The organism is Pseudomonas sp. AC532, assembly GCF_979258965.1.
The window spans coordinates 3,772,405-3,785,320 of the sequence record NZ_OZ409888.1 but is presented as its reverse complement, the minus strand read 5'-3'; the positions used below and the strand labels follow the sequence as shown (position 1 = coordinate 3,785,320).

General features: G+C 56.9%; 10 protein-coding genes. 4 read left to right on the top strand and 6 right to left on the bottom strand.

Translation table 11 applies throughout. The features are described 5' to 3' along the window. Positions 1-28 precede the first annotated feature (28 nt). On the bottom strand, positions 29-466 hold the full coding sequence (locus ACZ0AV_RS17620) for a DUF192 domain-containing protein (RefSeq protein ID WP_499152224.1): 438 nt from the start codon (positions 464-466) through the stop codon (positions 29-31). Between the two features lie 175 nt (positions 467-641). Between ACZ0AV_RS17620 and ACZ0AV_RS17615 the strand changes: the two genes are divergently transcribed. Continuing rightward, a complete protein-coding gene (locus ACZ0AV_RS17615; protein WP_499152223.1) occupies positions 642-2,225 on the top strand; it encodes a peptide chain release factor 3 in 1,584 nt (527 codons plus the stop codon). Positions 2,226-2,485: 260 nt separating this feature from the next. Here ACZ0AV_RS17615 and hepT read toward each other — a convergent pair whose 3' ends face one another. From hepT to ACZ0AV_RS17590, 5 genes are all read right to left on the bottom strand, one after another. Next, positions 2,486-2,905 carry a type VII toxin-antitoxin system HepT family RNase toxin gene (gene hepT, locus ACZ0AV_RS17610; RefSeq protein WP_499152222.1) on the bottom strand — a complete coding sequence of 140 codons (420 nt, stop codon included), beginning with the start codon at positions 2,903-2,905 and terminating at the stop codon, positions 2,486-2,488. Next, on the bottom strand, positions 2,895-3,290 hold the full coding sequence (gene mntA, locus ACZ0AV_RS17605) for a type VII toxin-antitoxin system MntA family adenylyltransferase antitoxin (RefSeq protein ID WP_499152221.1): 396 nt from the start codon (positions 3,288-3,290) through the stop codon (positions 2,895-2,897). Before mntA ends, hepT begins: the two co-directional genes overlap by 11 nt. Before the next feature lie 241 nt (positions 3,291-3,531). After that, a complete protein-coding gene (locus tag ACZ0AV_RS17600) occupies positions 3,532-5,940 on the bottom strand; it encodes a membrane-bound PQQ-dependent dehydrogenase, glucose/quinate/shikimate family (protein ID WP_499152220.1) in 2,409 nt (802 codons plus the stop codon). A 400-nt stretch (positions 5,941-6,340) separates the two neighbouring features. After that, positions 6,341-8,050: a PglL family O-oligosaccharyltransferase gene (locus tag ACZ0AV_RS17595; protein WP_499152219.1), complete on the bottom strand. Its 1,710-nt coding sequence runs from the start codon at positions 8,048-8,050 to the stop codon at positions 6,341-6,343. Positions 8,051-8,129: 79 nt separating this feature from the next. After that, complete coding sequence (locus tag ACZ0AV_RS17590) at positions 8,130-8,597, bottom strand: pilin (RefSeq protein ID WP_499152218.1); 468 nt, start codon at positions 8,595-8,597, stop codon at positions 8,130-8,132. Between the two features lie 259 nt (positions 8,598-8,856). Between ACZ0AV_RS17590 and pilB the strand changes: the two genes are divergently transcribed. From pilB to ACZ0AV_RS17575, 3 genes are read left to right on the top strand one after another with little or no spacing between them, the layout of a single operon-like run. Continuing rightward, complete coding sequence (gene pilB, locus ACZ0AV_RS17585) at positions 8,857-10,563, top strand: type IV-A pilus assembly ATPase PilB (protein WP_499152217.1); 1,707 nt, start codon at positions 8,857-8,859, stop codon at positions 10,561-10,563. Positions 10,564-10,565: 2 nt separating this feature from the next. Then, positions 10,566-11,786 carry a type II secretion system F family protein gene (locus ACZ0AV_RS17580; RefSeq protein ID WP_499152216.1) on the top strand — a complete coding sequence of 407 codons (1,221 nt, stop codon included), beginning with the start codon at positions 10,566-10,568 and terminating at the stop codon, positions 11,784-11,786. Positions 11,787-11,789: 3 nt separating this feature from the next. Beyond that, complete coding sequence (locus tag ACZ0AV_RS17575; protein ID WP_499152215.1) at positions 11,790-12,662, top strand: prepilin peptidase; 873 nt, start codon at positions 11,790-11,792, stop codon at positions 12,660-12,662. Positions 12,663-12,916: the final 254 nt, after the last annotated feature.

Sequence of the window (12,916 nt, the reverse complement as noted above, 5' to 3'; positions counted from 1 at the left end):
CGCGGCTCCTTCAGCGCCACCATACAGTTCACTCTGCAACGGGACACTGGATCGCGATGTGGCTACCGACCACGACTTCCAGGCCCTCGAACGCCCCCGCCGCCACCTCGATGATGTAACGCACCGGCTCTTGCGAGCCATGCCGCTGCAGGCTGTAGGGCTGCATGTCGACCACCTTGCGCACCGTGCCATGCGCGTCGATGAACGCAGCAGACAGGGCGACACGGGTGTCCTTCATCCACAATTCACGCACTCCCTCGTCGCGCCACGCGAAGAGCATGCCGGGGCCCACGTGGTCGCGACCGGACAGCCCCACCGTACGGGCCTCGGCGGTGGCCGCGAGCGGCAGCGCCAGCGAGGTTCCATCCGGAAAGCCAACCCGGCATTGCGGGAGCTGCGCCTGGGCTGCCGAACACGCGAATGCCAGCCCACCCATCATGATGCTGCGCACCAGCCAGATAGCCATGCTTACCTCGAACCCGAACCAGAGGGTGCGATCCTACCGGCCACGATGATTTTCAGCACCTGGCACCGCGCCCTGCTTCGACAGGAGATACCCCAGCGCACCTGCGTTTCCCGCTATAATCGCGCATTTTTCCGGGCCTACAGGCCCGCCAACGCTTTCAAGCAGGCACGTATCCATGACCATTCAGGCCGCCGAAGTCGCCAAGCGCCGCACTTTCGCCATCATCTCGCACCCCGACGCCGGTAAAACCACCATCACCGAGAAGCTGCTGCTGATGGGGCAGGCAATCGCCGTGGCCGGCACGGTCAAATCGCGTAAATCCGACCGCCACGCGACCTCCGACTGGATGGAAATGGAGAAGCAGCGCGGAATTTCCATCACTACCTCGGTGATGCAGTTCCCCTACCGCGAGCACATGGTCAACCTGCTCGACACCCCCGGCCACGAAGACTTTTCCGAAGACACCTACCGCACCCTGACCGCGGTCGACTCGGCGTTGATGGTGCTCGACGGCGGTAAAGGCGTCGAGCCACGCACCATTGCGCTGATGGACGTGTGCCGGCTGCGCGACACGCCCATCGTCAGCTTCATCAACAAGCTGGACCGCGACATTCGCGACCCGATCGAGCTGCTCGACGAAATCGAGGCGGTGCTGAAGATCAAGGCCGCGCCGATTACCTGGCCGATTGGTTGCTACCGCGACTTCAAGGGTGTCTACCACCTCGCCGGTGACTACATCATCGTTTACACGCCAGGCCATGGCCACGAGCGCACCGCGACCAAGATCATCGAGAAACTCGACTCCGACGAGGCACGCACCCACTTGGGTGACGAGTACGACCGCTTCGTCGAGCAACTGGAGCTGGTGCAGGGCGCCTGTCACGAATTCGACCAGGATGAGTTCCTCAGCGGTCAATTGACGCCCGTGTTCTTCGGTACCGCGCTGGGCAACTTCGGTGTCGACCATGTGCTCGATGCGGTAGTCGACTGGGCCCCTCGCCCGCTGGCCCGGGTGGCCAACGAGCGCACCGTGCAGCCGGTGGAAGAGAAGTTCACCGGCTTCGTGTTCAAGATCCAGGCGAACATGGACCCCAAGCATCGTGACCGCATCGCCTTCATGCGCATCTGCTCGGGCAAGTACGAGAAAGGCATGAAGATGCGCCATGTGCGCACCGGCAAGGACGTGCGCATCGGCGACGCCCTGACCTTCTTCTCCAGCGAGCGTGAAATGCTCGAGGAAGCCTGGGCTGGCGACATCATCGGCCTGCACAACCACGGCACCATCCAGATCGGCGACACCTTCACCGAAGGCGAGGCGCTGGGCTTCACCGGCATCCCGCACTTCGCCCCGGAACTGTTCCGCCGTGTGCGCCTGAAGGACCCGCTCAAGTCCAAGCAATTGCGCCAGGGCCTGCAGCAGCTCGCCGAGGAAGGCGCCACCCAGGTGTTCTTCCCCGAGCGCAGCAACGACATCATCCTCGGCGCCGTCGGTGTGCTGCAGTTCGATGTGGTCGCCAGCCGCCTGAAAGAGGAATACAAGGTCGAATGCGGCTACGAGCCGATCACCGTCTGGTCGGCGCGCTGGATCGAGTGCAGCGACAAGAAGAAGCTGGAGGAATTCTCCAACAAGGCCGTGGAAAACCTCGCCCTCGACGGCGGCGGCCACCTCACCTACCTGGCGCCGACGCGCGTCAACCTGAGCCTGATGGAAGAGCGCTGGCCAGACGTGAAATTCCGCGCGACGCGCGAGCATCACTGATCCGCTGCGGATGGGAAGTTGGATAAAAAGAACCGGCCCTGAAGGCCGGTTGTTTTTTGCGTGGTATCACCGTAGGCGGTATTAGCCAAAGGCGTGATCCGCCGCATGATTCGCGACAACACGAAACCCAGAAAAAACGCCCCTGCATAAGGCGCGGCGCTCCGTTGCAGCAAAGGGTTCGGCAAATTCGCGGTAAACGACGGATTACGCTTTCGGCGAATCCATCTTATTAATTCGCCACGACGGTCATGCAATGCAGCCTAGCGCGCGGCATCCTGTAAAAGAATCGCCTTGGCGTACGCCAAAAACTCATCCAGGTGGCCAGTGATTACCGCGATGGTGATCGGCAGTTGCAGCGCCTGATATTCATGCACCGCGATGTTGCGGTAGCCAACCATCCGCTTCAGCGCATCAGCTAAATCCTTCTCGATCCAGCCGTGCTGAGCCAGCAAGCCGAATACATCCCGAGCGCTCTGCGGTATACCCAGCCGTTCTCGGCGGATCAAATGCTGCCCCATGTCCAAGGCAGCCTCACAGGCGCGCTGAATATTCAGAATGGCGGCATCCTGGCGGGTGAAATCTTCACCGAACGTCGCGGGATCACGGTCGTACTCTTCACGCGCCCGCCGCACGCAGCGCTCGATGCTCGCCACTTTGTTGAGCACTACATCATCGGCCATATACCTGCCCCTCCTGTTCGATAAGACGCAGCAGCGGCGCCCTTGCATCATCCAATGCCAGCTTCTCACTGAGCATGGCGCACTCGAACAACCCAGCTCGCTGGTCGATAGCCCACCAGCGCTCCCCGTGGACGATTACCTGCTGCTGCATCACTGTCGAGGCGCTGCGTAAATCCAGCAAGTCCACCGGGCAACCCACGACATCCTCAAGCTCACCCGCCAGCCCCCAAAGCTCGACGGGATCAGCATAGCCTTGCACCAACACTGCAAGATCCAAGTCGCTCGTCTCACTGGCCACACCGCGGACACGACTGCCAAATGCATAGACACCCAATATCCCGGGAAGCCGGGCGCGCAGTAGATCGATCACCGCCTGTCGATACATAAGCCCTCCTGTTGACGAGCGAGTGTAACCCACAGCCCATATCCCCACGCAGCAGGCAGGCCGTATCAGCCCAAGGGGTAATCCGCCGCATGGCCCGTAGCAACACCAAAGTCAAAAATCAAAACGCCCCGTGCAAGACGGGGCGTTCCAGTACAGCAGCTTCGCGCTGAACGACGGATTATGCGTCGCTAATCCATCCTGCGAGTAATCCGCCATACCGCAATGAGCGGCAAGTCACCACCTACTGCTTGTCCTCCGCTAACGTCCAGGCGATGACCGAGTCGCCGATCTTGGTGCCGAACGAGCCGTGCCCGCCAGCCATCTGGACTACGTATTGCTTGCCGGTCTTCTCCGATACATAGGTCATCGGTGTCGCCTGGCCGCCGGCAGGCAGGCGGCCTTTCCAGAGCTCCGCGCCGGTTTTCAGGTCGTACGCGCGCAGGTAGTAGTCCAGCGTACCGCTCATGAATGCCACGCCACCGGCGGTGACGATCGGGCCGCCCAATGCCGGCGTACCCACCGGAAAAGGCAGCCCAAGTGGCGCGCTGTCACGGCTGGTGCCGTTCTTGTGCATCCACACTTTCTTCATGGTGCGCAGGTCGACAGCCGTCACGTAGCCCCAGGGTGGCGACTGACAGGGCAGGCCCAGCACCGACAGGAACGGCTCCAGGCGTACCATGTACGGTGCGCCCAGGTTTGGCTGCAAACCGGTTTCGCCACCCCCACGACGCTCCTCGGTCTCCACCTCGGTGCGCTTGACCATTTGCGAGATGAACGCCAGGTAATTGGGTGCTCCGAACAGCAATTGCCGGCTCGGATCTACCGCCACCGAAGGCCAGTTGAAGGTACCGACGTTGCCGGGATAGATCAGCGAGCCCTGCTCCGAAGGCGGTGTGAAATCACCGTCGTAACGCAGCTTGCGGAACTGGATACGGCACATCATCTGGTCCAGCGGCGTGCCACCCCACATGTCCTGCTCACGCAACGGTTCGTCAGGCGCATAGCTGAGCGCCGACGTCGGCTGGGTCGCCGCGGTGGTGTCGCCATAATCGGTACCTTGCGGCACCGCCATCTCGCTCACCGGCACGATGGGCTCGCCTGTGCGGCGATCAAGCACATACAGATCGCCGCGCTTGGTGGGCTGAATGATCGCCGGCACCTTGCCCTGCGGCCCATCGATATCGACCAGCGTCGGCTGTGACGGCAGATCGCGATCCCAGAGGTCGTGGTGCACGGTCTGGAATTCCCAGCGCACCTTGCCCGTCGCCAGGTCCAGCGCCACCAGGGTGTCGGTGAACCGCTCGGCCAGCGCATTGCGCGGAATAGACCACTGATCAGGGGTCTGGTTACCCATCGGCAGATAGACCAGCCCCAGCGCTTCGTCGGCAGTGGGAATCGTCCAGGAGTTGGGGGTACTGCGTACATAGGTCTCGCCTGGTGCGAGCGGCTCGGTGGCGTCGGGATTACCCGGATCAAAATTCCAAACCAACGCGCCAGTCTTCACGTCGTAGGCGCGAATCACGCCGCCTGGCGAGTCGACCGAACCGTTGTCGGTGATCGAACCACCCTGAATCACCAGTTTTTCGGTGACCACCGGCGGTGAGGTTGGCAGGTAGACACCCAATGCACCGTCACCCAGGCCCGCTTTGAGGTCGACCGTACCGGCATCACCGAACTCCTCGCATGGCTGCCCGTCCTCGACATCCAGCGCCATCAGGGTACCGTCGTTGGTCGGCAGGAACAGGCGCTTTTCACAGCGTGCGGCAGGCTGATTGGGCTGCTCGGCCCCATTGGCGGCCGCAGCAGCACCGGCGCCGTCGTGATAGGCCAGGCCACGACAGGTCATATGCTGGTAGTACTCGGCATCACGATTGATGCTCGGGTCGAACCGCCAGCGCTCCTGCCCCGTATCGGCATCTAGAGCGATCGCCACGCTATGCGGCGTACAGATGAACAGCGTGTCGCCCACCTTCAGCGGCGTGACCTGATTGGTCAGCTCGCTGGGGTCACCCGGCCCAGGCAGGTCGCCAGTGTGGTACTCCCAGGCCTTCTCGAGCTGGCCGGCATTTTCCGGAGTGATCACCGCCGCGGTGGAATACCGGTCGCCCTGCTTCGACCCTCCATAAGCAGGCCATTCACTTTGCGAGCGCCCGGCCAGCGCCTGCGGCGTGCCGCCCTGCATCTGCGCACCGCTGAACTCGCCTTCGATGGAGTGGTAATCCTGCGTCAACGAATAGCAGGCCATCAGTGCGCCGGCCAAGATACCTACACCCAGAATGCCAGTGGCGCCATCACGCCAGACGCCGCGGTTGCCAACATGACGATTGACGAACGGCAGAATCAACCACAAACCAAGGATGCACCACAGATCGATACGTGGCGCCAGCTGCCACCAATCGAAACGGACCTCATAGAAGGTCCAGGCCAGGGTGCCTAAAAGCAGCAGGCCATACAGCGCGATCGCCGCCCGGCTGCGTGCGAACACCAGCCCCGCCACGACCAACAGACCGACGCCTGCCACGAGGTAGTACCAGGAGCCGCCAAGGGTGACGAGGTAACCGCCCCCTGCGGCCATCAGAGCACCTAGCAACACCATTACCACAGCGGTCAGGATAACGAGTGTGGGCCGACGGCCGTAATGGGTATTCATGGCAAGCTCTCCATCTGATTCATTCCACAGCAAGCGCAGCGAAACCTTTTGAAACATAGGTTTGGCGATAGTCTGTGGAGAGGATGGAGGGGGTTTGGTTCAGGTTTTTTCCGGCGTGAATTGGCGAAGCTTGGCTGCTACAGTTGCTACTACAGACTCGAGGTACTCGATGATTGCCCTCAGCATTTATCTAAGTGAACAGCCATTGCGTATGCAGCAAAATTAGTGTGGCGTAATCCGCCGAACGATGCCCGCCGTACCGCAGAAACCAGAAAGCAAAACGCCCCGCAAGAGGCAGGGCGTTTGGTGTTGTGGAGAATGTCGCAGGTTACGGTGAACGACGGATTACGCTTCGCTAATCCATAACTACGAGTGATCTATCATATCGCGATGCAGTCACTTATTTATAACTGCTGCAGCACTCAGGAATTGTTAATTCATATGCCTTAAAGTTAGGGAAACCGGCCTGCCTTTCTGAGGCGATTTTCTGAAGATAGGTAATTTCGCGATCAGGCCAAATCCTTCTAATACTCTCGACCAGATAGCCATCAGGTAAATTCGGGTAAACCGCGTATCTCGCTTTTAAAACAGAAGAGGCAAAATCGAAATCTTGCCGTGCAAGAGCGAATAGAGCCACACGCTCCAGATAAATATAATTAGGCTCCTTTACTGCCATAAAAATGGTCTTGCACATTCTGTACTCCCAATCAGGCCCATTCTCAACAACAAGATATTCCATCAAAACTTTGTCAGCAGGCCAATCAAGTGCCGGATTGAGTGAGTACTCGATCAACTCTTGCATCCGCTGCAAATTCACTCGAGAATCTTTTGTGGGATAGACATACCCCGCAAGGGAAGAATATCCAAAAACAACCGCTACTCCCAAAACCACGCCGCACGCCGCAACCACTCTTAAAATACTGCCACTTAGCCTCTTAACAACCGGCATATATATCGCCAAAAACGACAAAAACAAAGCAAGAAAATTCATGTACCAGAGTGGATACTCAAGCAAGCTATGCACACAAAAAATCAATAAGACAGCGGCCACCACCAGACCGTCCACATTATTTCTCAGACAGCGACCAAGCGCCCCTTTAAGCACCCATATAGCGAGCAGCAATAAAGGAAACGCCCACACACCCAATTCCACCAGAAAATGAAATACAATATTGTGAGCGTGAGACCACGTTATCTGCGCGGGCAAGCCAGACTCGAGCTGATAAACAAAGCTATAACGTGCATAGTTACCAAAGCCAACCCCCCAAGGGTAATCCAAAAATATACTCCACGCCTTACTCCACTCCTGTAAGCGATACACATCCCCCGCGATGGATATACGGGACGAAGCACCCAACTCAAAGAACCACAGAACAATCAAACACAGCGAAAAGAAAATCGAAAACAGGGAGTAAGAATAGAAAGCTACAGACTCTTCCGCAGACCAATCACGTAGCCTAAATACTATCAAAGCTAAAAGCAGGAGAGTCAGCACCGCAAGAACGGCCATACGCGAAGCAGCGTAGGCTAGCAAAATTGCTACGAGCGCTAGCATCCCTCCCGCAAATAGAACATTAATATTTCGTTTACACAACAGCCCACACAAGACAACCGAAAAAACCAAAAGGTATGTAGAGAAGTTATTTCGCTGCCCAAAATTCCCATACACCTGGTATCCACCGCGAAAAACCAACGCCGAAATATGATCGACCCAGCCAAACAACTGAAAATACCCAAGCACAACATTCAAAAAGCCTCCGACGACTACCCCCCACAGGCACCCGGCGAGAAATGACTCACGAAGATTAGCTTCAAGCCCAGATACGGTAGAAAAATACAAAAACAAACAGATAACTGCTGCAATCGGAAAAAACCAGCCTTGATAATAATAACCCCTCTCACCAGCAGCGAGAGCAATCAGAAGAAAAAAAGAAAACACCCAGACAATATGCGTCATTGCCACACGTCGACCAAAACATACAACAACGCATAGCGACAGAATCACTGCCATTGCATCTGAATAGAAATCCCCATCAGGATAATCCCTAAACGGGAGAACAAACGAAGCCCCGCAAATCAGAAAAGCGAAAATGAAAATTACTTTACTCAAGCACACCCCCACTTACAACGCCAAAAAAAAACGCCTCCCAGTGATGAGAGGCGCTCTAAGCAACTAAACCATATAAAACTTAGCTACCTTTGCACCAGCCCTTGGTTACGCACTGACCGGAAACTGCCCAAGTCACGTTGCGAGTAGTAGTGTTATAAGTTGGAGTGAGAACGTAGTCATCCCCCGCAACGAAGCCATTGGTGGCCTTCGGTACTACGGTGACAACACCGCCACCGCCAACAGTGATAGTGCTGTATTGAGCTGTTGTAGGAGCATCTGTTGCCGCGAGATCAGCCGGAACCGAAGAAGCCGCACGTGAAGCAGACGCAGGAACAGTAATACCGTTCGCTGCGGCGTTCAGGCAGTTGCCGTTAGCAACACACTCGGTAACACCGAGCTTGTAAGGAGCGGTAGCCAAGACAATCTCAGCACCGCGAGCACGCTTGGTGTAGTCCTGATAAGCGGGCAGAGCGATTGCGGCCAAAATACCGATGATCGCGACTACGATCATCAGTTCGATCAAGGTAAAGCCTTTTTGAGCTTTCATAAGAATCTCCAGAGTAATGAGAGTAGGCAGACAAGCCTGAAGGAGGTTTAGCAGAACTCATGCCAACACCTCACACGCTCGTTAAACCTTTGTTCTCTAAGCAGCAATACGCATCAGCGGCACTCAACTTAGCCCCTTCAACTGAACAGCTTGGCCAGCATGAGCAACTTGTGACATTTTTGGTCACATCAACGCACCCTGTTTGGCAGCCTTTGGCATCTGCGCTATAACGCACCCATTCGATATGTGTGAGGTCCCCATGAGCGAGAACATCCCCCTTTCTGGCTTGGCCAAGCAGGTAGTACTGGCTGATTTGCTGGATGAAAAGGCCGCTCAACAGGCTCAGGTGCAAGCAAAGCGCAACAAGCTGTCGCTGGTTCACTACCTAGCTCAGAACAAGCTGGTGAAAAGTCGCGCGTTAGCTGAGCTGACCGCTGATCAGTTCGGTATCGCCTACTTCGACCTCACCGCGCTGGACAAGGACGGTCAGCCTAGGGACCTAGTCAGCGAAAAGCTGGTGCGCCAACACCGAGCACTGCCTTTATGGCGCCGTGGTAATAAGCTTTTCATAGGCATCTCCGACCCATCCAACCATCAGGCCGTCACGGATATCCAATTCAGCACAGGGCTCTCCACTGAGGCGTTGCTGGTGGAAGACGACAAGCTGGGCGATGCCATCGACAAGTTTTTCGAGACCGGGCATAGCGGCCTTGAGGATATGGGCGACGTCGACCTGGATGGCTTGGAAACCGAATCCGTCGATGACGACAAGAAGATAAATGACGGTAGTGGTCAGGACGCTGACGATGCGCCGGTGGTGCGTTTCGTCAACAAGATGCTGCTCGATGCCATCAAAGGCGGCTCATCGGACCTGCACTTCGAACCTTACGAGAAAGCCTACCGCGTACGCTTTCGTACCGACGGCATCCTGCATGAGACGGCTCGCCCGCCCATTCAGTTGGCGCCACGCATCTCTGCGCGCCTGAAAGTCATGGCTGGCCTGGACATATCCGAAAGACGCAAGCCACAGGATGGCCGTATCAAAATGCGGATATCAAAGAGCAAATCTATCGACTTCCGCGTCAACACGCTGCCCACTCTTTGGGGCGAGAAGATCGTGATGCGGATTCTCGACTCTTCAAGCGCTCAGATGGGCATCGACGCCCTGGGCTATGAGGAGAGCCAGAAAGATCTGTATATGGCGGCGCTCAAACAGCCACAGGGAATGATTCTAGTAACAGGCCCTACGGGTTCGGGTAAAACCGTCTCTCTCTATACCGGTCTCAACATTCTCAATACCCCTGATGTAAATATTTCCACAGCGGAAGACCCGGTAGAGATCAACCTGGAAGGCATCAATCAGGTCAACGTCAACCCCAAGCAGGGCATGGACTTTACCCAGGCGCTGCGCGCTTTCCTGCGTCAGGATCCGGACATCATCATGGTCGGCGAGATCCGTGATCTGGACACCGCCTCGATTGCCATCAAGGCGGCGCAGACCGGTCACATGGTGATGTCGACCCTGCACACCAACAGCGCGGCGGAAACCCTGACGCGGCTGCGCAATATGGGCGTGCCTTCTTTCAACATCGCCACCTCGGTGAACCTCATCATCGCTCAGCGCCTGGCGCGCAAGCTGTGCAGCAGTTGCAAGAAGGAAATGCCTGTCCCGAATGAAGCGTTGCTGGAGGAGGGTTTCCCGGAAGGCAAGCTCGGCACCTTCAAGCTTTACGGTCCCGTTGGCTGTGAAAATTGCAAGAACGGTTACAAAGGTCGTGTCGGTATTTATGAAGTGGTTAAAAACACGCCGAGCCTGCAGAGGATTATCATGGAGGAAGGCAACTCCATCGATATTGCCACGCAAATGCGTAAAGACGGCTTCAACGACCTGCGCACCTCGGCCTTGCTGAAGGCCATGCAAGGCGTGACCAGCCTCGAGGAAGTCAACCGCGTGACCAAGGATTAACCATGGCAACAGCAAAGGCAGTAAAGACCAGCACGTTTGTCTGGGAAGGCAAGGATCGCAAGGGGTCGGTGGTCAAAGGCGAGCTCAATGGGCAAAACCCGGCGCTGGTCAAAGCGCAGCTGCGCAAGCAAGGGATCAATCCGACCAAGGTACGCAAGAAGGGCATCAGCCTGTTCGGGGCGGGCAAGAAGATCAAGCCCATGGACATCGCGCTGTTCGCTCGGCAGATGGCGACAATGATGAAGGCAGGGGTCCCGCTGCTGCAGTCGTTCGATATCATCGCCGACGGCCTTGAAAATCCGAATATGCGGAAGCTGGTTGACGAGATCAAACAGCACGTGGCAGCTGGTAATAGTTTCGCCGCCGCGTTGCGCACCAAACCTGCTTATTTCGATGACCTGTTTTGCAATTTGGTAGAGGCTGGTGAGCAATCAGGTGCACTGGAAACCCTGCTCGACCGGGTTGCAACCTATAAAGAAAAAACTGAGGCTCTGAAAGCCAAGATAAAAAAGGCGATGAACTACCCAATCGCAGTAGTGGCAGTCGCAGTGATCGTGACCTGTATTTTGCTCATCAAAGTAGTACCGCAATTCAAAGATGTTTTTGCAGGTTTTGGTGCTGAACTGCCTGCATTCACACTTTTCGTAATTGACATATCTGAAGGACTACAAAGATGGTGGTTTGTTTTCCTGATTGCGATGATTGCAGCGGGCTACGCCTTTATTCAGGCTAAACAACGCTCAGAAAAATTCCGTGATGCACTTGACCGCACCGTTCTTAAAACACCGATTGTTGGCAACATCGTCTACAAATCATCCGTAGCACGCTATGCCCGCACCCTATCCACAACATTCGCAGCAGGCGTTCCTCTTGTAGAAGCCCTGGACTCTGTGGCCGGAGCGACCGGCAACGTGGTATTCCGCAATGCCGTTAATAAGGTCAAGCAGGACGTCACTAGCGGCATGCAACTGAACTTTTCAATGCGCTCTACCAATGTATTCCCGGCAATGGCCGTGCAGATGACAGCCATCGGCGAAGAGTCAGGCGCACTGGATACCATGCTTGATAAGGTTGCCAGCTACTACGAGGCAGAAGTAGATAACGCAGTAGACGGCCTCACCGCCTTAATGGAGCCAATGATAATGTCTGTACTTGGAGTGCTGGTAGGCGGTCTTATCATCGCCATGTACCTGCCAATTTTCCAACTGGGCAACGTCGTATAATCCATGACAGTAATCGACTTTCTGGCCGGCAACACGCCGGCCTTTGTTTTCTGCGCGCTAGTTGTCGGCTTGCTGGTTGGCAGCTTCCTGAACGTGGTGATCCATCGCCTGCCGAAGATGATGTTTCGTGATTGGCGCATTCAGGCGCGCGAAGTGCTGGAGCTACCCGCAGAGCCTGCTGGGGAAACCTACAACCTGGTACTCCCCCACTCAAGCTGCCCACAGTGCAAACACGAAATACGCCCCTGGGAAAACATCCCGGTTGTCAGCTACCTTTTTCTGCGCGGCAAATGCGCGGGCTGCAAGGCGAAGATCAGCCTGCGCTATCCGCTGGTCGAGTTGAGCTGTGGGTTGCTGTCGGCGTATATCGCCTGGCATTTTGGCTTCAGCTGGCAGGCGGCCGGCATGCTGGTGCTGGCGTGGGGGCTGCTGGCGATGAGTTTGATCGATGCGGATCACCAGCTGTTACCGGATTCGCTGGTACTTCCCCTGCTGTGGCTGGGCCTGATCGCCAACCACTTTGGATTGTTTACCAGTCTTGAAGATGCACTGTGGGGCGCCGTGGCGGGCTATCTGAGCCTTTGGTCGGTGTTCTGGTTGTTCAAGCTCGTCACCGGCAAGGAAGGCATGGGCTATGGCGATTTCAAGCTGCTGGCGATGCTTGGAGCGTGGGGCGGCTGGCAGGTTCTGCCTTTGACCATTCTGTTGTCTTCGGTGGTTGGCGCCGTGTTGGGCGTGATCATGTTGCGGATGCGCGATGCGAGTACCAGCACCCCTATTCCCTTTGGCCCCTATCTGGCCATTGCCGGTTTTATTGCCTTGCTGTGGGGCAAGCAGATTACCGATACCTACCTGCAGTTCGCCGGCTTCAATTGAAAGCCGAGCCATGGGCCGCGGCGGGCAGTGCGTACGGCCGGAGTCGGTGGCGTTGCTACGATCTTTCGCGCCGGGGGCGACGCTCCTGCGCGAGTGGTGGTGTGCCGCAATCCATTGCAGGAGCCGCGACCCCGCTGCGAATGGCGGCCATTACGCGGTTGCGCGGCACGGCTGCAGTCGTTCGCGCCGGGAGCAATGCTCCTACGCGAGTGGTGGTGGTCCTGCGATCCATTGTAGGAGCCGCGACCCCGCGG